Source organism: Haloarcula sp. S1AR25-4 (assembly GCF_031624555.1).
Taxonomy (GTDB): Archaea; Halobacteriota; Halobacteria; order Halobacteriales; family Haloarculaceae; genus Haloarcula; species Haloarcula pellucida.
The window spans coordinates 1-18,793 of record NZ_JAMQOR010000014.1; the positions used below are offsets into that span (position 1 = coordinate 1).

The window sequence follows — 18,793 nt, forward strand, 5'->3', positions numbered from 1 at the left end:
CCGGTAATGCAGCTGAGCTAAACCCCATAATTGCGTTATGATAACTAACCAAACGTGATTACTGTGGGGTAGACATTGATGAAGGGGCCGTCGAGATCTGCAAACTTCGATTGTGGCTCTCGATGGTTGCAGATCTTGAAGATGAGCCACATGAGGTTGAACCGCTACCGAACATTGACTTCAATATCCGACAAGGAAATTCCCTTGTCGGGTTCACAAATTTAGTAGAAATAACTGACGACGGCGATGCATCCCTCACTAATTGGGGCGGCGGCGTCGGAACTGGCGTACAGGAATTATATGAGGATGTAATCAACGCGATCAAACGCCACCAAAAGGCCACCAGTACTGCTGAGGCGCAAAATGCACGCCAGCTTGCTGAATCGCTAGTTGATTCTCATAGCCAAGAATTGAATGAGAAAGTATTAGACCAATTCCACGCTGCGGGGCTTGACGAAGTTGATAAAGGAAAATTACAGGAATTCAGTCCATTTCACTGGGTGTTGGAGTTCGCCCCTGTGTACGAAGACGGCGGATTCGATGTTGTCATCGGAAATCCTCCATGGGACCGTATCAAGCCGCTACGTGACGACTATTTCTCCAAATACGATGAGACATTTCGAACACGACTACCCGACGACAAAGATAGAGTCCAAGAAGAGCTCCTAGAAGATGATGATATCGCTGAGGGCTGGCAGGAATACCAGGATGAAATGGAACTTCGCGCAGAGTACTTCAAGAACACGCCTGCATATGACCTACAGCGTCCTGTGATTGATGGCCGTGTTAATCCCAGCACGAATGATCTTTCATCTCTATTCTTTGAGCGGGTATTCCAGCTTGCTGGTGACTCCTCTCGTGTCGCTCAAATTCTCCCTGGCGCGGTTTTCAACGGAGCATCAGGCAAAGACCTTCGAATCCACCTGTTGAATAACACTACTCTTGACGTACTGACAATCTTTGAGAATCACGAAATATTTGAGCAGGTTCACGGCCAGTACAAATTCGGGGTAGTGGTCTTCAAAAACAGTGGTTCAACGAACCAGGTCGCCGGGAAGTATATGGAGGGTGACCTTTCAATCTTTGATGATTTCGATAATCAGGCGATTCACATCCCCCGGGACGTGTTAGAATTGTACTCTCCAGAGGCTGGCATTTTCCCATTTATTGAGTCCGAACAGAAACTCAGTGTTCTCGAATCGATTATCGAAAATCCCCCCATCGCTCCAAAGGACGCTCCGACCGGATATATGGAGCCGTATCAGGGACTCCGTCGTACGAGTGATGCAGACCGTTTCGTGGATAAGTCCGAAGCTGATTACCCTGTCTACGGTGGTAAGAATATTTACCAATATTCCTATACTCCAGAATTCATAACAGACGTACAGAAACCCGAATTTTGGAGTGTCGAAGAAGATGACGACCCAGAACGAAGTGCCAAGCAACGGATGCGGGAGAAAACTGTTCGCGATCTCAAATCCGCTATCTATGAAGCGTTTGATGGTACGGGCTCTCAGAAAGGATTCGTCAATGACCTATTGGAGCAACATCGTGGGGAACCACTCACCGAAAATGACGTACTTCTGGATTCCACTGAATATCGAATCGGTATTCGTCGAATTACGAACTCCACTAATGAGCGGACACTCATTGCCTCGGTACTGCCGAAGGGAATCGTTTGTCACAACACATTGTTGACTATCCCCAGCTACCTGATTCAGCCCTACGAGGAAGGACTCTCAGAAAGCCCACTTCATAACTTCTATACCCGGATGTTCTCTGACGAGGAACTGTTCGCTAAGCTCGGGCTTCTCAACTCAATCCCGCTTGATTACCTGCTTAGAACTAAGGTAGACACCGGTATTGTCATGTATAAGTTTAAAGAATCACAGATGCCTGATCTTTCTGAGGATGATAATTGGTTCCACTATATTTCAGAACGGGCTGCTCTACTGAGTTGCTACGGTGATGGATTCGCCGAAATGCGCGACCGTCTCGGAGGAATTGATCCTGCAACGACTGAAGAAGCAAGGCGTGAAATCCAGGCCGAAATTGACGCTGCGGCATTCCACGCTTACGGTCTAGAACATATGGAAGTTCAATTTGTACTTAAGGATTTCCACAGGGTCTCAAACCCCCGGATTATGACTGAAGACTACTTCGACACAGTACTTGAGAAATACAATATACTTAAAAAAGAAGGACCGAAGTCATAGAAACACTATTCTGAATACAGCTCACTAACCAACTCGCATTAGTGAATGTTGTTGAGCGCCCGACGAGTCATTGCTCCGTCTACGTTGAGATATTGTCGAGCTGTAGCAATATCTTCCCAACCGAACATTGCCCGAAGTGCCGCTAAGTCTAATCCTCTGCTGGCGTGGTAGGAGGCTGCCGTCGCTCGAAGACCGTGTAATGAAGTTGTGTTTCTAGAAAGACGCGGAGCGAGATCAAGGGCGGTATTCAATCTTCGTTGTAATGTTGAGAAGGAGTACGGCCAGCCACCGTGTTCCGTAATCAGAAGGTCGATCGCAACTCGAACTCGATACGAAAAATGAAACGGTACTGTTCGAGCAGCCGCTTCTGTTTTTGGAAGCCAATACAGATCAGCAAAATCTTCGAATCTACTATCTGGATTATGTCGTAGGCGTTGTTCGATTGCCTGCCGACAATAACCACAGAGGCCACCATCCCTCCCTTTGGTACAGGCGTGATGCTCGGGAATGCGGATCATTTGTCGCTCGTGATCGATCCACGACGAACTCAGATGTGTCGTCTCACCAGGTCTTAGTCCGAGACGTCCACCGATTAGAATCGCAGCCCGCGATTCGAGTCGTTGAACGGGCTCGTCGATACGTCCTGCTCCTTCTAACAGTAATTCAAACTCGCGTTCACTAAGTGACTTCTCCCGTGTTGGTGCCATCTAGATAGGAAACGTCTTTGAAATTGTTTAGAAGGCGAGCAAACGGGATCTTGATACGGAGAATCTGCATATACTTCACCCATTCATGAACTCATCTGACAAGGATTTAACCGACATCACGGACTGTCTCTGAGCGTGCCATTTCCCCGCGCCAAATCGCCACACCAACTCTACGAAGAGGTTCAATCGTACGACCGGGTAATCACCCCGGACGGACCGCTTGCGAGTGCCCTCAACCGCCACCTCGATCGTTCGCATCTCGGTCCGTTCGCGATCCCACCACGCCGACTTGCAGTCGGCCGACGCCAAGAGTCTGAGGACCGTCTGGCCTTCCTCGGCATGCTTGATCACGAGGACTTCTCTTGGAAGCGCTGTGCATACGCGGTTGGGAATATCCTCCAGTGTTGGGAACACCGAGGGTCACACGACGCTATTTTCGAGTACGACGGCTACGTCGACGACGCCACCGAACGAGCTGTGGAGCGAATCGCGGAACTCGAGACCGCCTCGATGAAACTCACGAACGAGACCATCGAACCGGATCTCGACGTAGTCGTCGTCGAGCCGGCGATGCTCACCCAACTCGAACGAGCGTATCTGCCCGCCGAGTACGACACGGTCGACCTCTTTACTGACACGGGGTTCGAGCTCCCGCCGTTCCGTATACACGATTCACCGACGGCGATCGTGGAGACCGTCGTTGATTCCGTCAATGACGAGAACGCTGATAACGTCGGGATTGTTCTCGACCAGGAAAGCGAATACTCACCGCTTATCGAGTCCGCGCTCGAAGCGGCTGATATCCCGTTTTTTGGCGGGCCGGGTTTCACAGATCGCAGCGAACATCGGTTGTTCCTCCACCTCCTCCGGACCGCCCACCGGGGGACTGATACCCGAATAAGCGAGATCCGATCGCTGTTGACGGTCTTCGATTGCGACATCGACGATGCTGACACAGACAAGCGACTGCACGAGCTTGACGATGGAGATCTCAAGTGGCTGATCGACTTCTGCCACGATGTCCAAGAGTACACGTTCTCGGATGCTCTTTCAGTGTTTGAACGCCACGCCGGCGACACGCTGGATGCCTTCCGGGAGGAACTGGAGACACTCACCATCGCGGACGAATCCATCACGGAAGCGCGCCTCGACGATTTGTCGTTCTATCTCCAGACCTACGAGGTGCCGGTCGATCGAGAGAACGAGGGTGTCTTGCTCGCCGATGCGAAATCAGCGTCGTACGTGGGTCGTGAGGTTGTCTTCTACCTAGGGCTTGACGACCGCTGGACCCACTCGGCCCCACGTCGTCCGTGGGTCGACCAGGACGCCCAGTTTACACGGAATCTTAAGAGCTTCCAGCTGCTGTTGCAGAGCGGCAGCCAGCAACACTATCTCGTCCAAGATGCGACCGGCGGATCACCCGTTACGCCGTGCCTGTACTTCGAAGAGCTTCTCGAACCGGAGTACGACCGCTTCTCCGATCTACCTTCGACAAGTCATCAGATCGAAACCGCAGCACGAGCTGGTGACGGATTCGAGAACGAACCTGTCGGTGTGACTTCCGACCCGGTCGAGACGATCAGCAAGTCGAGTCTCAACACCTACGTGAACTCACCGCGAGACTACTACTTCAGCCGGATAGTCGACGGTCCGGAGAAGGCGTATCTCACCGAGGGCAACCTGCTCCACGACTTCGCGGAGTTCTACGTCAACCATCCGGACGAGATTGACGAAGAGACACTCTCGGAGGTCGTCGAACTTATGCTCGAGGACGTCCGTCCGCTGGTTCGCTCCGTCGACGAACGGACCCGGCGCACTGAATATCGTGCGAGCCTCGAAACGATCGTCTCATATCTTGACGCGAACCAGCCGACCGAGGGCGCGTTTCTGACGCCGTCCAGTGGGGGTGATAATGCCGTCGCTGCTCACTTCGGTCGCGATGTCGACTCTCCCGTGACTGAACGTCGGTTTACTGACGAAGAACTGGGCATCAACGGAATGATCGACCTCGTTCAGTCGCAGCAAGAACTGCTCGACTACAAGAGTGGCAGCGAGAGCAGCGCCACCTCAATCGTCAAACACGCCGCGATTGACGAGCCGACAGACGAGCCTGACTTTCAGGCAGCACTCTATCTCACCTATTGGCGATCACAACGTCCGGGTGACCAACTCTCGTTCACCTTCTTCTACGTCACCGAACTCGTCGACGACGTGATCGCCGGCGACGCCGACATCGACGACGCGTTGACGACTGTAACATACTACCCTGAATCGCTCACCGAGCACGTGCAACGTGAGGAGTTCTTCGAGTATCTCCGTGAGGAGGGGGCACAGAAGTGCCAAAAGATCCTCTCGAAGATCGACTATCAGACATACGCCGCGCTCTTCGATGCTGCGCCGCTTGTCGAGACGACTGACAGCGACGAACTCATCGACTCCGAGTTCGGAGAGACGATGATTGACCGGCTCGAAGCCGAGATTGGCGAGTACAAGTACGTGACAACAGGGAGCAAGCAGGTGATGCGCGCAATCGTCGACCGACAGAAGGGTGCATTCTTCAAACGTGATCTCGATGCGTTCGAATCGTTTGTCGACGAGCGACTGACAGAACTCAATCGACGCCGCACTGGCGACGAGGCGTTCCCAATCGAGGGGCTCGCCGGTGAGCCGAACTACCGACGGGTGGACAATCGTGACCTTCTCTTAGAGGGTGAACAATGAGCGGCGTCGACCCGAACCCGGAGCAACGCGGCCTCATCGAGGCGACTGATGGCCTCTATCTCGTCGACGCGGGTGCTGGCACCGGGAAGACGTTCACCGTTACCCGGCGATACGCAAACATTGTCGCCCAAGATGGCGTCGATCCCGAAGACGTGCTGTTGGTGACCTTTACGAACAACGCGGCCGAGGAAATGCGAGAGCGGATTGTGCGTCACAGCGAGTACGGGATGCGGGAACTCGCGAACGCGCCGATCCAAACGTTTCACTCGCTGTCACACGACCTGCTCGACGAATACGGACACGACGCACCGATGTCCCTCGGGATTGATGAGACGATCACTGGCTCGACACGGATTATCGAAGACGAAATCATCGAACAGGCGCTGTTTCGTGAGTTCATCGGCCAGTTCATCGATAATCACCCAGAGTATGACGAGTTCTTCACGGCACTGTCGGAGACGTCGGAGCTACTCGATCTGATCAAGGAACTGTCCGCAAAAGGTGTGTTCCCCACTGCGGATGGCTGGTACCGGGACAGCGAGTCACACCTCGATGGGGACTTTGAGGCGTTCGAGACGCTGTTCACCGACCGGAATGAACCACGGAACGGCGGGAGTAAGCAATCGAAGCTTCGAAAGAAGCTCTATCAGTATGGTGAAGACAAGACGTATCTCCCGGAGGCGCCCGCAAAGTGGGACATCCGTGGCGATGGCAAGCAAGTCCCGGCGGACCTCGCTACACGCGTCTTCGATGAGGACCGAACGGCTCTCAAGCGGTTCGTCCACGACGTGTATCACGCCTATCTTGAGTTCGCGCTTCGGCGGAACTACCTGAATTTCGGGTTCCTTCAGCTGTTCGCGTTCGTGCTTCTGTGTGAGGATCACGACCTTCGAGAGCAGCTGGGGTACGAGTACGTGATGGTCGACGAGTTCCAGGACTCCAGTGAGATCCAGTTTAAACTTACGCTGCTGCTCGCCGGCACGAACAACATCTGTGTGGTCGGCGACTGGAAACAGAGTATCTACAGCTTCCAGTACGCGGACGTCGACAACATCCGCGAGTTCGACGATCGCCTCGAACGATTTGCCGCGGAGCTGAATCGGGACGTAGATCGAGTCACGTTCCCGACGACGCCGGTTGACGACAAGCAGCTGATGCGGAATTACCGGTCGACGCAGTCCATCTTGGACTTCTCTACCCACGCCCTGACTGCCCGTGCGACAAAGAACGAATCTCTGGATGCGGAGACTATCTCCGAGCAGGTAACACCTCTGACTGCCGATACAGATCGAGATGATAGCTACATCGAGGCGCTCACGAGTGAGGACGAACACGAGGCCATTCTCACGAAGATCGACGCAATCGTCGACAACGATGATTACGCCGTCGAAGGCGACGACGGCACGTATCGCGCTCCGGAATACGGCGACATCGCTGTGTTGACGCGAACCCGCGATTTCGGTCGGGATCTGCTCGATACGGCGAGTAAGTTCGGTCTGCCGATGGCCTACGAGGGTGGGATCGAGGTCTTCCGGACCGACGCCGCGAAGCTGGTGTTAGCGTGGTTGCGTATTCTCGAACGTGACGCTGAACGCGGGTGGGCACTCGTCCTCGAAGAGGCTGGCTACACGATTGACGAGACGAAGACGATCATCGAGCGTGAGGCGTATCCCGAAGCTATGGTCGCATTCCGAGAGGATCTACGGGATTTGGAGACGTTCGGCGGCGTCGCCCGACGCGTGTTCGAACAGTACGGCCGTTCCGGCCCGACCGCAGACGTCGTTCTCGACACTATTCAGTCGGTTCACGGGACGACGACGTTCACCCGTGGAGAACTGATCCGATTCATCGAGGAGGCGATTGCTGATGGGAGTACACACGACGTCGACGCCGGGGCTGGGACGAACGCGGTGACTGTGCAAACGATCCACGCGACGAAAGGGCTCGAATACCCAATCGTCATCCTCGCAAATATGAACGCGAACAAATTCCCGTCTTCCGGTGGCAGCGGAAGCGATATCGCCTACACCGACCCGATTGGCCTCCGTCAGCGGAAGGTGTACTCAGAGGACGCACACGGCGTCCCACACGTCTACGACGACTGGAAGACTGACGTTCTTAATCGCTGCCTCCCCCAGAACTACGACGAGGAACGTCGGCTTCTCTATGTGGCTGTCACGCGTTCTGAGAGCCACCTCGTCTTGACTGGCGGTACTGACCCAAATTCGTTCCTCGATTCACTCCCCGTTGATGTCGAAGATATCGACCCCGATCTATCTGCGTTCGACCCAGAACCCGGCGAGCATTCGACCTACACGGTCGATATTCCGGAGCCTGATGGACCGGCAAGCTACTCACCACACACCTTCATCGATGACGCAGTCTTCGAAGGGAATACCGGCGGCCGGGGAATGGAGTTCGGGTCAGACGTCCACGAGTTTGCGGAACGGTATGTTCTCGGTGAAGCAGTCGAAACCGGCGATAACCCTGACAAAGAGCACGTCAAGGCGTTAATCGACTCACTCGAGGGTGAGACGAGAGCCGAGATCGATGCGTTCCTTCCGCTTACCGTCGACGGTGAGAAGGTAACGATCGGCGGCATCATCGACTTGCTCCACGTGACATCTGACCGTGTTGAGATCGTTGACTACAAAACCGATCTCACAACGCACGCAGAAGATGAATACCAGAAACAGCTCAGTATCTACTACCACGTCGTCGCCGACCAATATCCAGAGCGGTCGGTCACTGCGTCTATTTTCTACACCGATGATGGCACTCGTCACAATATTACCCCTCTCGATAAGGCGGCTCTTCGAGAGCTAGTGCTAACACATAGTGTTTAAATTACTTGTCTCGTGGATACTGAGCACTAGAAACTCAATGGTCGAAATTCCCAGCTCCCTTCGCTCTTTGTTCAGTGCTCCAATTAAAGAGCAGGATGGGACGTACATAGTGGAGGTCCCATCGAGCGAAATCGACTTTGAAGCGTTGTCAGCTGACGAAACGTATCGCGTAGCGATTCTGGAATCTCCTGTCTCGACGGAGTCGTCAGTACAACAGGAGTCACCAAGAGCTCCTTCCCGTGAGACTGCGAGCCATTCTTCCTCCGGACCCCCAGTGGAGGAAGGCGAAGTACGTGATGTGACCATCGAGACAGTCGGCGATCAGGGCGATGGTATCGCAAAAGTCGAACGTGGCTACGTCGTGATCGTTCCCGGCGCTCAACCCGGCGACGAGCCAACGGTCGAAGTTGAACAAGTTCAGGAGAATGTCGCGTTTGCTAGCATCGTCGATAACGATCCGCGGGCGGTCTAACTGTTCTCTCTGAGCCAGCTTGCTTCTCGGTAAACCATCGGTGTGAGAAGGCTCCGTTCGAGTTTGTCTGATGGAGGTGGTTCTGAAAGCCACGTCACGTTTTCTTCACGCGTTCGCGATGGCACTACCTTCCAAGGCCGATATTCAATCTATGACAAAGGAACCGATTGAGGTACTCGACGACCTGGCCAACCAGGTCGCCGATGAGTTTGAGGCGTATAGACAGCCGGACGAATTCAAGGATGTCTCGCTCGTGATTGAGAACAGCGACGAGGAACATCCGACGCTGATCGTCCACGTCGATAGGGAGGATGCGGAGGCCCTTGTCGACCGTATTGATGAGTTCCTCCGCGAGCACGGTGCTCGTACTGAACGGGAACGACACTCAGCTACGGATGTTCGTGTGTTAGCGACGGTCGACTGACACCGCCCCTCCAATTTTTTGACTGACTGCAGGTACCGCCGAAGGGCCCTATCTTCACTTCCGATCAAGGGGGTCCCGACCGCTTCAGCTCAGGTAGTCAGTCTGTGCAGACAGATACTCTTGGAGAGCGGTGACCGTTTCTTCTGAGACAGCTGAGGCCCCGAAGTCACTCCGAAATCCGTGTTTGAGTTCGTCACTCTCCAAGATCTCCAGACCACGCTCAAGTTGCTCCCGTAGGGCATTGTCGTCCCCTCGCCGCAGATGGGGCGTGACAGCGTTGAGGTCGATCTCTTCAGCCACTGCCAGGACGTCTCGGAGGTCCGTTTCTCGGCCACTGTGGAGCTTTGCCGCCACGAGGACGGCCCCATCGATGACTCTGGCCGTCGTCGTCACTGTGCCCCCGCTCACCTCCTGTTGGTGGCTGTGGTCGTACAGGTAGTCGAACGACCACTGTGCCTCCGTCTGGCGACACCCGAGTCCGTTTACCAGGAGATCGAAGCCGATCGGCTGCTGCGGGGTGAGCCGCTTCTCGTACTCGATTACCTCGGTGTCGTAGAACCATTCCTTGGCGTGGCTGTCCGTTTCCTCGAATCCCTGCTGTTCGAGGAACTCGACGAAGTCAGCCTTGGAGTCCGGCGCGACGACGATATCGAGGTCCGTGGAGAAGCGAGCATTGAACGCTGAGACAGCGTACCCGCCGACGAGAACGTACTCGTGACCCTCTTGGGTGAGCTCTTCGAGCAGTTCGATGAGCGCGTCACTTCGGTTGTTGAAGCTCATGGCTGTGCCCGTTCAGTCTCTCGATACGTGACGCCGAGGTCGAGGTCCTCGTACATCCGGTCGAGCATCGCCAGCGCCGACTGGAACTGGGCGTAGTTCTCGCGCATATACTCGATTGTCTCTGCTCTCGGGATCACCGGGTACCCTTCGACGTGCTCGATATCGAGTGACGCGCGTGGCTCGAGGACGATCTGCAGCGGTCCGTCCAACTCGTCTTGGGGCTGTCGTTCGAATGCGGTCGGGAGGTCGAACGACTCGAAAAACGTCTCCCAAGCGTCGATGTCCTGCTCACGAACAGCAAGGAACAGCGGATAGTCGTCGGGCTCGCGACCGACCTGGTAGCCGCCTTGGGTCCACACGTAGACGGCGTCGATCCGGGTAAATGCGAACGGCCAGGCACCGAACTGTGGGATGACGTAGGATTCCTCGATGGTGGGTGGACTGACGCCGGCGCTCGCAGCGACGAGCTCGCGGGCTGCGTCGCGTACGCGCTCGTCGACGACAGTGAGGCCGTCGTCATATGAAACGTAGCCTGCGTCTTCCAGCCGATTGACGGCCTGTCTCACTGTCTCGTAGGGCGTGTGGAGGTGTTGGGCGACACGGCGGATGGAGTCACCACTCTCGATGGTGAGGATGACCTGCGCCGCGGTATCGTCGAGAACCTCATACATCTGGTGGTTACCAATAATCCGGTAACAGTTAAAAGTCTTACTAGAAGACGGGGTAGAACGGCTCTGTCTGAGCTCTATCACTCAGGACTCTCCCATTGAATGACTGAAGAATGTAGATCTCATAGCCAATATGCATAATGTGGATAATGTAGATAATGCAAATTGGGCTTCTCCAATTGGTTCGTGTGGGTGGAAAAGATTGCGATGAATACGTATGAAATGCTGATAATCTAAATTATGTAGATTGTGTAGGGTCGACGGTGATTATGGCAATTGAGATTGTGCCAACAATCTACATAATGTACAAAATGTAGATTGTGTAGATGGCGTACGCAATCTGTCTGACACAGAATTAAGATGGACGAGCTTCATTGACCGCGTATGACCAGTGCAAAACGTACATTATCGACAAAACTCGCGCAACCTTCAACATCTACCCAATGTACATTACCTACAAAATGTACAAAATCCGCTTCTTACGGGGTGCTGAGCTATGAGTGCTGACGAGTTTGAAGGGCTCCCCGGAGCAGCTGTCTCGTTGCTCAAGGGAGGGGTAGGGAAATCCACGATCGCGCTCAACATCGCTGATCGACTCGCTGCTCGTGGCCATGAGACGGTACTATTGGATCTGGATAAGGACGGGCACATGACGACCCAGTTGGGATACGACGATGCGTACGACCGAGATGCGAACCTCGGTGACGCCCTTATCGATGGTGAGGACCCCGAAGACCTGCTTATAGAGACGGACTTCGGCGTTCACCTACTCCCGTCGAGTAACGAGCTCGAGAACGTCGAGACGAGGCTGAAGGACGAACGGTTCGCAGACGTGAAGCTTCGACGGAACGTTGTCGATCCGCTCATTCAAAACGGATACGACTACGTGATAATTGATGCCGCAGGCGGCCGTGGGAAACTCTCCGACAACGCCCTCATCGCCGTCCAGCGCGTCATAATCCCGCTAATCCCGCGTGCTGGCTCGATCAACGGCCTCAATAAGATGATTGAACGCCAGATCTCCCCAATCCGGCAGAATATCGGGTTGGATATCCTCGCAGTCACTCCGAATATGATTCGCGAAACAATGGGACAACGCAACGAGCATCGGACTCTAGTTGAAAATCTCAACCGGGAGTTCGGTTCATTCGTCCCCGAGTACGCTCGTGTGGACCCGGAGGTCTTCGATGCCCTCGATGATTCGGGACGCACCATCGATAGTATTCCGAAGCCAGGGATTCGCGAACGGACCGCAATTTCCCGCGCCTTCAAGCAAGGAATGCCGGTCTCGGAGTTCGACGAAGATTGCGACCAGATCCCGAATTTCGACCACTTAGCGGACCTCGTGGAGGAACACAGCCATGCCTAATGAGGACGACCGTTTCGGGGACGTCGCTGAACAGCTCAAACAAACGGAGGAAGGAGCCGAATCGGATGACGTCGAACGTACTGACACCCAGGATGAACTGCAACCGGATGAAGAGATAACTACTGAGGACACAGAGTCGGAGACTGAGTCCATTCCTGAGCAGGATGAGGAGGATGTGGACGAATCCACCGGTGGACCGGCCTTCTCCTTTGATGAGACCGATATGCACGGCTTCTATGTCCGGGAGGACACGTGGGATGGCGTCACCCGGATGCGATCATCGGTAACTGCTGCGTGCTCTATGTTTGATGTTCCCGAATTTGAGGGAAGAGAGTTTCAAGATGCGTGTCTCCGGGTAATTGCGGACCACGGTGATGAAGTCGCCCTCCAGATCCTCCGGGAGCGTGGTATCGAAGCCGATGAGGAACGTGTTCAGGAAGTTGTGGAGATGCTAAGCGAGCAAGCTACGAACGACTAACATTGGATTTGGGTGATTTCCCTCATCATTCAGATTTCGTGCGCATTGTACATTATGCAGATTGTGTAGCAAGCCATCTGCTTGCAGTCTTGCGATTATTCTCGGAACCGGGTCCGAACGGCGGTCGCGGCTTTGGTATAGCGGCATATGATTCATACCGTTGGACAAATCCGAATTTCGGGGGATAGAACCCTTCTATCATAGGAAAAATGGTTATGAGACTTCTATCACCGGTGGTCCTGATTACGCCAATAATCACGACCAGTTTTTAGTACCCCGACGCCGTCCGGTAAGCACGAATGCTGCAATCGGCTCAGAACGGCGCTTCCCCCAGGGTAGAGCCGCCAAGACCGGGCTCCGTGTTTACTCTGGCTACCCACAGCTGAGATCGGGGCGATGGCGAAGAAGTCTATTCGATATAGAACTAATGGCCTCAATCTATATTAAGACAAAGCCCGAACGATGTTGTATGACCGAAGACGAATCGAACTCCGAGGGCCTGATGGAACGCCAGACCACGGGTGAAGACCGCGTGCGGATGGTTGCTCGGCAGCTGTCGGAGCCGCGGACAGCCAACTGGATCGCTTCCGAAGCGGGCTGGTCACACGAACCAACTAAGCGCGTCCTCGAACGGCTCGTCGACGATGGCATCCTCCATCGTGACGAAAGCGGTACTCACACGACGTATTACCCTGATTATCGCCGCCAAGCGATGCAGGAGGCGATGCGTCTTCGAGACAGCGGCCACACTGTCGAGGAGCTCACGGACCGTCTCGCCGATATGAAGACGCAGATTCGCGACTGGGAGGACGAATTCGGCGTTGAGTCACCGAACCAGCTTCGCGGGACGCTCGCTGACGAGTCCCTTGACGCTGAGGAGGAAGATAGTCGCCGTGAGATTGCCCGTGAGTGGGAGCATCTTCAGCGGCGTATCCAGATCGTTGGGTTCGCCATCCGAGAATGGGACTTCCTCGCTCCGACAACAGAGCCTGCCGAGGCCAGTAGCTGACGGATGTCGGTCCCGCATCCCGGTGGTGACCCGAACGCAAACTTCTACGCCCAGCTAAAGCGGGACGTCCTCGACCGTGTGCCACAGATCACGACAGTCGAGTTCGTTCCTGATGATATCGAGGCCAAACAGCTGCGGGCACGGTTTGATCCAGCCCGTCTCGACCCTTCGACAGGGCCTGAGTCGCCGGAACTGTCCATCAAGTGGTACCGACAGGAGCCACATGATTGGTTCCGTATCAACTACACCGACCCGAACACGGGATTTCACGCGGGGTGGCACCAGGACGAGGACCATCCCGATCTCGGACGAACGCATTTCCAGTATTCAGCCGGCGATGCGGAGGATCGCTGGGGGATCACGTTCGACCACGAGACCCCGTCGCTGATCCTCTGGGAGATCGTCGAAGAGCTCCTTGAGGACGTCCGTCCGACCTACCAGTACGCGAACGAGGAACCATGACACCCCGAGAACGCGCCGATCAGTCACTCACGAGTTCCTTCAAGCGCTACCTGCAAGACAAGGGGAAAGGCCGCGGGGGCGACGGCGGGAATTATCGACGTAACGCTGCACGCGAGCTCGAGCGGTTTGCCGAGTGGGCCGCTGGCGACCGCGGTGACGACGACTGGACCGGGATCGTCCCCAACGACGTCGACCGGGAGCCGACCTTCGACGACCTCGATGAACGCGTCTTCCGGGAGTACGCACGGCATCTCGCTGGTGACCGTGGCCTCAAGCAGAACACGGTACAAACCTATTACCGCTATATCTCTGCGTGGTGCGGGTGGTGTGTCAACGAGGGATATCTCGAGGCGCATTACGCGCAGCGGGCGAGTGCGATGGCGCCGCTGCCGGAGGACGACGGCCGTAAGCCCGGCGACCAGCAGGCCTGGACCTCCGAACAGCGCCACGCACTCACTCGTCACGTCGACGAGCAGGCTCGCAACGCTATCGAGGCCTACACGACACTCCCGGTGGCTACTGACCCCCTCGACAAGCAGCGAGCGCGCTACGCGGCGCTGAAGGCGGCTCGTGACCGGGCGCTGGTGTTCGTCCTCGCGTACACCGCCGTTCGGGTCGGGGAACTGCTCCGGGATCCAAACGACCCGCGCCGGCGCGGCGTCCGCTGGGAGGACCTCTCCCTCGACGACGGGAGTATGGACGTCTACCGGAAGAAACAGCAGTGGGACGCCGCGAGCCTCCCCGACCCGGTTATCTCGCCGTTACGGAGCTACCGGAAACTGATGGATCCGCCAGCGGATCGATGGCCGGTGTTCCCGACGTTCGACCAGCGGACACTCGCGACGCACGTACGGGAGGAGCTCGCTGACCGAGGGCTACAACCGGACGTCATCGAAGAACGGCGTGATGAGTTCGCTCGCGACCTTTTACTGACACTTGAGGAAGACATTCGACCTCCCTCGATCACGACCGGTGGTGCGCGGTCGATTCTCCAACGGCTCTCCGAGGAGGGGAAGGTCGACATTGACCACCCGAAACACGACTATCTCGCTCCTCACGGCGGTCGACGAGGCATGGGAGAGGTCCTCGTCAGGGCGTTCGGCTATACTGTCGCAGCCCGATATCTCGACAACTCGGAGGAGATGGTCCGCGAGCGCTATTCCCATATCGAAGCAGGAGAACTTGGAGACGTGGCCACTGAAGCTCTCGACGAGGTTGACCACATCGGGACGTGAACGCCTTCTACAATTGTTCTCGGTTGGTGCTACGAGCGACACGTACGTTGATAGTGCGTGACTACGTTATTCTCTAGCAGACCGTCTGAACGATTCCGACGCCGACCCAGTTCGTGAACGAGCCATCAATTCAGTGTACCCATGCCAGTCGATCCCGTCTGTGGGATGGAAATCCCACCCGAATCTGCCGAAGCGACTACTGAGTACGAAGGCGAGTCATTCCACTTCTGCTCGAACGACTGCCAAGCGTTGTTCGATAGCGCTCCCGAGAAGTACGTCGAGACGCCCCATCCACATCTCGTCGAGGCGAGTGGAGCCATTCTCCCTCGCTTGCCATATGGCCGGGCAAAAGGCGAGTTCGATATCGAAATCGAAGATCCCACGTCGCTCCAGGAGGGCGACAGCGTTCGCTTCTCGAAGGAGATCACGGACGACGACGTCCGAAAATTCGCCGAAGCGACCAGCGACACGAACGCCCTCCACCTAAACGACGCGTTCGCTGAGAAGACGCGGTTTGGCCACCGGATCGTCCACGGGACACTCGTCTCCGGACTCATCAGCGCCGCCCTCGCGTGTTTCCCTGGCCTCACGATCTACATCTCGCAGAATCTCGAGTTCCGACGCCCGGTCGACATCGGCGAGTCACTGACGGCTCAATGCAAGATCGTCGATGACCTCGAAGGCGACCGGTATCGGCTCACGACGCGCATCGAAAACGACGCTGACGAAATCGTCCTGGACGGGACGGCGACGGTGCTGATCGACCCTCTCCCGGAGTGACTCGTTCGTACAGCCAGGTTAAGACTATGAATCCGTTCACAGCCCCATTGAAGACTCACCGCAGATTGCTTACCCAGGGAATGGAAACCGCCGAGAAGATGCGCCTTCTTCCGAATCGGCTCGAAGATCTCGCCTCCGTCGAGGTCGGGCAGACTTCGAGTGAGGTCATCTATTCCGAGAACAAACTCAATCTCCTCCACTATGAGTCACTCACAGACGACCTGCACAACACGCCCCTCCTCGTCGTCTATGCGTTGATCAATCGTCCCTACATCCTCGATCTCCAGCCCGACAAGAGCGTCGTCCGACGGTTTCTTGAGGACGGCTTCGACGTCTATCTCATCGACTGGGGCGAACCGTCCCGACTTGACGCGTCGCTGACCCTGGGCGACTACGTGAATCGATACATCGACAATTGCGTCGACGTCGTCCGTGAACGAACTACGAATGACGCCCTCAACATCCTCGGCTACTGCATGGGCGGCACGCTGAGCACGATGTACGCGGCTCTCCATCCGGAGAAGGTTAGCAATCTTGGCCTCATGGCCACGGGGCTGTGTTTCGACAACACAGGTGGTATCCTCGAGCAGTGGGGGAGCGAGGAGTACTTCGACCCCGCAGAGATTACCGAGACCTATGGGAACGTCCCGGCGGAGTTTCTCGGGGCTGGCTTTGCCCAGATGAACCCCGTCGATAACTACCTCGGGAAATACACGATGCTGTTCGACAACCTCGATGATAAGACAGCTGTCGAGAACTTCGGCAGGATGGAACGCTGGGTGCGAGACGGGGTCGATGTCGCGGGCGAGGCCTACCGCCAGTTCATCGAAGATATCTACCAGGAAAACGCCCTCTACCGGAACGAACTCGTGCTGGATGGCGACCCCGTCGACATCGAAAATCTCACGATGCCGGTCTTACAGATCATCGGCTCGTTCGACCACCTCATCCCGCCGGACGCGAGTAAACCATTCATGGACACTATCCCAAGCGAAGACACCGACATCTACGAGTTTCCAACCGGTCACGTCGGGATGGCCGTCTCGGGCAAGGCCCACGCGGAGCTGTGGCCCCGCGTGGCGACGTGGTTTCGAGAGCGGTCGGTGACATCGACCAAAGGAACAGATACACCCGGCGGGAGCGATGTTCCAAAGGGAGCCGACCAGGAACAGTCGTTGCAGAAGCTCGACGGCGTCGGACCAGCGTACGAGGAGCGTCTTCATGACGCCGGGATTTCTACGGTGAGTCGACTCGCAGCCGCGGATCCGGCCGCGCTCGCTGAGCGACTGGGTATCAGTGGCTCACGAGTGTCGTCGTGGATCGAGCAAGCCCAACAGCTCTCCAGCTAGTTCGATCCCCACACTGTTTCCCGGCCAGTTCCCCCGGTGACATTTAGGACGGATCCCTATGTGACGACGATGCCACCGTCGATTTCCATGTACGGGTGTCCATAGCCACAGTAGGTCAGGCAACTCAGCGTGTAATCGCCCCGTTGCGTCGCCCCTAACTGTCGAACGATGGATCTGGTGGCATTTTGCGGAAGTGCAACCGGGTGCATCATCATTCCACCGCCCATGTGAACCTGTCCGGAGGGCGTGATCGCGAGACTGTGGTCTGGGTACTGCTCATTCGCTTCTTCGAGTAGCTCGTGGAAGTCGCCGTCGGCCGGGGCCGGGATGCGTTCCTCGTTTCGTTCTTCGAGGGCCTCGTGGTCGGGAAGGACGTCTCGAATCGACGCTGGGAGGGATTGGACGGCCTGACTCGCGAGCGTGTTGAACGATACGACACGGAGAACATCGTTCCGTTGCAGTCTGATGCGGTCCTGTTCCTCGCCGGACTCGTCGACGATGATGAAGCCCCAGTGATACGCGCCGACGTAGATCGTTCGATCGACCCCACCGCTGCTTCCCGGGAGATTGCCGACGCAGCCCGCTAGACCTGCGATGCCGGCTCCGAGCGCAGTGAGAAACTCGCGTCGCTGTACTGTCGGGGACATGATTGCAGACTACTGCGACTCCTCGCGGGTGAGTTTCGCACGCCGTTCCTCGAACTCCTCGTCGGAGAGATCGCCGCGTGCGTACGCCACTCGGAGCTCTTCGAGTGCCCTATCAGTGGTTAGCGACGACCCGACCCCACCGACGAGGCCGCGATAGAGGAGGTAGCCGATGCCGACGAGGACGACAAGCCAGACGAGCATCATCCCGACGCCCCACAGTGGCGAGAGGCCGCCGGCCGTGCCGCCGCCCCACCACCAGCCCATCATCCCCATCATTGGAGCGGCGAAAACCATCATTAACATCGGAAACAGGACGACCACTGCGAGGACGATTAGGACGATTCGGAGCAGCCCGTCTGACGTGCGCTCTGTCGACATGGGTAACCACTACTGACTTCGCCGGCTGCATTCATAAAGTTGGACGACCAGAACTGCTCCATTGGTAGTTCCTGGGCGGGGTGGCGGCCAATACGTTGCTCCGTGTCTTGCTTGGGGTGAGCGCACTCAGCAGCAGTCGGGGTCGTCGGGCGACCACTCGCACGCGTCGCCAGCCGTCAAGTTGTTTTCGTCAACGTAGGTCGAGAGACACGCGTAGTTGCAGAAGTAGGTCGGCGACCCGCAGTCGTCGGT

The 18,793-nt window shown here is 56.2% G+C and carries 17 protein-coding genes; 12 read left to right on the top strand and 5 right to left on the bottom strand.

The window, feature by feature from the left end:
- The first annotated feature begins 74 nt into the window (after window positions 1-74).
- Window positions 75-2,216, top strand: coding sequence for an Eco57I restriction-modification methylase domain-containing protein (locus tag NDI85_RS21985; RefSeq protein WP_396275613.1), 2,142 nt, complete (start codon window positions 75-77; stop codon window positions 2,214-2,216).
- Window positions 2,217-2,254: 38 nt separating this feature from the next.
- On the opposite strand, the gene NDI85_RS21990 is transcribed toward NDI85_RS21985, so the two are convergent.
- A complete protein-coding gene (locus NDI85_RS21990; RefSeq protein ID WP_310917059.1) occupies window positions 2,255-2,923 on the bottom strand; it encodes a tyrosine-type recombinase/integrase in 669 nt (222 codons plus the stop codon).
- A gap of 135 nt (window positions 2,924-3,058) precedes the next feature.
- Here NDI85_RS21990 and NDI85_RS21995 point away from each other — a divergent pair, with 135 nt between their 5' ends.
- From NDI85_RS21995 to NDI85_RS22010, 4 genes are all read left to right on the top strand, one after another.
- On the top strand, window positions 3,059-5,644 hold the full coding sequence (locus NDI85_RS21995) for a PD-(D/E)XK nuclease family protein (RefSeq protein ID WP_396275611.1): 2,586 nt from the start codon (window positions 3,059-3,061) through the stop codon (window positions 5,642-5,644).
- Window positions 5,641-8,490, top strand: a complete 2,850-nt coding sequence (locus tag NDI85_RS22000) for an ATP-dependent DNA helicase (RefSeq protein ID WP_310917061.1) — start codon at window positions 5,641-5,643, stop codon at window positions 8,488-8,490. Before NDI85_RS21995 ends, NDI85_RS22000 begins: the two co-directional genes overlap by 4 nt.
- A gap of 37 nt (window positions 8,491-8,527) precedes the next feature.
- A complete protein-coding gene (locus NDI85_RS22005) occupies window positions 8,528-8,962 on the top strand; it encodes a TRAM domain-containing protein (protein WP_310917062.1) in 435 nt (144 codons plus the stop codon).
- Between the two features lie 70 nt (window positions 8,963-9,032).
- On the top strand, window positions 9,033-9,386 hold the full coding sequence (locus NDI85_RS22010; RefSeq protein ID WP_310917063.1) for a hypothetical protein: 354 nt from the start codon (window positions 9,033-9,035) through the stop codon (window positions 9,384-9,386).
- Between the two features lie 84 nt (window positions 9,387-9,470).
- Here NDI85_RS22010 and NDI85_RS22015 read toward each other — a convergent pair whose 3' ends face one another.
- Both NDI85_RS22015 and NDI85_RS22020 read right to left on the bottom strand, forming a co-directional pair.
- Window positions 9,471-10,166, bottom strand: coding sequence for a nucleotidyltransferase family protein (locus tag NDI85_RS22015; RefSeq protein ID WP_310917064.1), 696 nt, complete (start codon window positions 10,164-10,166; stop codon window positions 9,471-9,473).
- A complete protein-coding gene (locus NDI85_RS22020; protein WP_310917065.1) occupies window positions 10,163-10,837 on the bottom strand; it encodes a helix-turn-helix domain-containing protein in 675 nt (224 codons plus the stop codon). The genes NDI85_RS22015 and NDI85_RS22020 overlap by 4 nt, the downstream gene beginning before the upstream one ends.
- Before the next feature lie 493 nt (window positions 10,838-11,330).
- Here NDI85_RS22020 and NDI85_RS22025 point away from each other — a divergent pair, with 493 nt between their 5' ends.
- From NDI85_RS22025 to phaC, 7 genes are all read left to right on the top strand, one after another.
- Window positions 11,331-12,203, top strand: a complete 873-nt coding sequence (locus NDI85_RS22025) for a ParA family protein (protein ID WP_119712862.1) — start codon at window positions 11,331-11,333, stop codon at window positions 12,201-12,203.
- Window positions 12,196-12,681, top strand: coding sequence for a hypothetical protein (locus NDI85_RS22030; protein WP_119712863.1), 486 nt, complete (start codon window positions 12,196-12,198; stop codon window positions 12,679-12,681). The genes NDI85_RS22025 and NDI85_RS22030 overlap by 8 nt, the downstream gene beginning before the upstream one ends.
- A 427-nt stretch (window positions 12,682-13,108) precedes the next feature.
- A complete protein-coding gene (locus NDI85_RS22035) occupies window positions 13,109-13,690 on the top strand; it encodes a hypothetical protein (protein WP_310917069.1) in 582 nt (193 codons plus the stop codon).
- Between the two features lie 3 nt (window positions 13,691-13,693).
- Window positions 13,694-14,152, top strand: a complete 459-nt coding sequence (locus tag NDI85_RS22040; RefSeq protein WP_119712869.1) for a hypothetical protein — start codon at window positions 13,694-13,696, stop codon at window positions 14,150-14,152.
- Window positions 14,149-15,387: a phage integrase SAM-like domain-containing protein gene (locus tag NDI85_RS22045; RefSeq protein ID WP_310917066.1), complete on the top strand. Its 1,239-nt coding sequence runs from the start codon at window positions 14,149-14,151 to the stop codon at window positions 15,385-15,387. The genes NDI85_RS22040 and NDI85_RS22045 overlap by 4 nt, the downstream gene beginning before the upstream one ends.
- Before the next feature lie 141 nt (window positions 15,388-15,528).
- Window positions 15,529-16,167 carry a MaoC/PaaZ C-terminal domain-containing protein gene (locus NDI85_RS22050; RefSeq protein ID WP_119712871.1) on the top strand — a complete coding sequence of 213 codons (639 nt, stop codon included), beginning with the start codon at window positions 15,529-15,531 and terminating at the stop codon, window positions 16,165-16,167.
- 26 nt (window positions 16,168-16,193) lie between these two features.
- Window positions 16,194-17,516: a class III poly(R)-hydroxyalkanoic acid synthase subunit PhaC gene (phaC, locus tag NDI85_RS22055; RefSeq protein ID WP_396275612.1), complete on the top strand. Its 1,323-nt coding sequence runs from the start codon at window positions 16,194-16,196 to the stop codon at window positions 17,514-17,516.
- Between the two features lie 56 nt (window positions 17,517-17,572).
- Here phaC and NDI85_RS22060 read toward each other — a convergent pair whose 3' ends face one another.
- Together NDI85_RS22060 and NDI85_RS22065 are read right to left on the bottom strand one after the other, a co-directional pair.
- Window positions 17,573-18,163, bottom strand: a complete 591-nt coding sequence (locus tag NDI85_RS22060) for a hypothetical protein (protein WP_310917068.1) — start codon at window positions 18,161-18,163, stop codon at window positions 17,573-17,575.
- Window positions 18,164-18,172: 9 nt separating this feature from the next.
- A complete protein-coding gene (locus tag NDI85_RS22065) occupies window positions 18,173-18,541 on the bottom strand; it encodes an SHOCT domain-containing protein (RefSeq protein WP_119712874.1) in 369 nt (122 codons plus the stop codon).
- Window positions 18,542-18,793 lie beyond the last annotated feature (252 nt).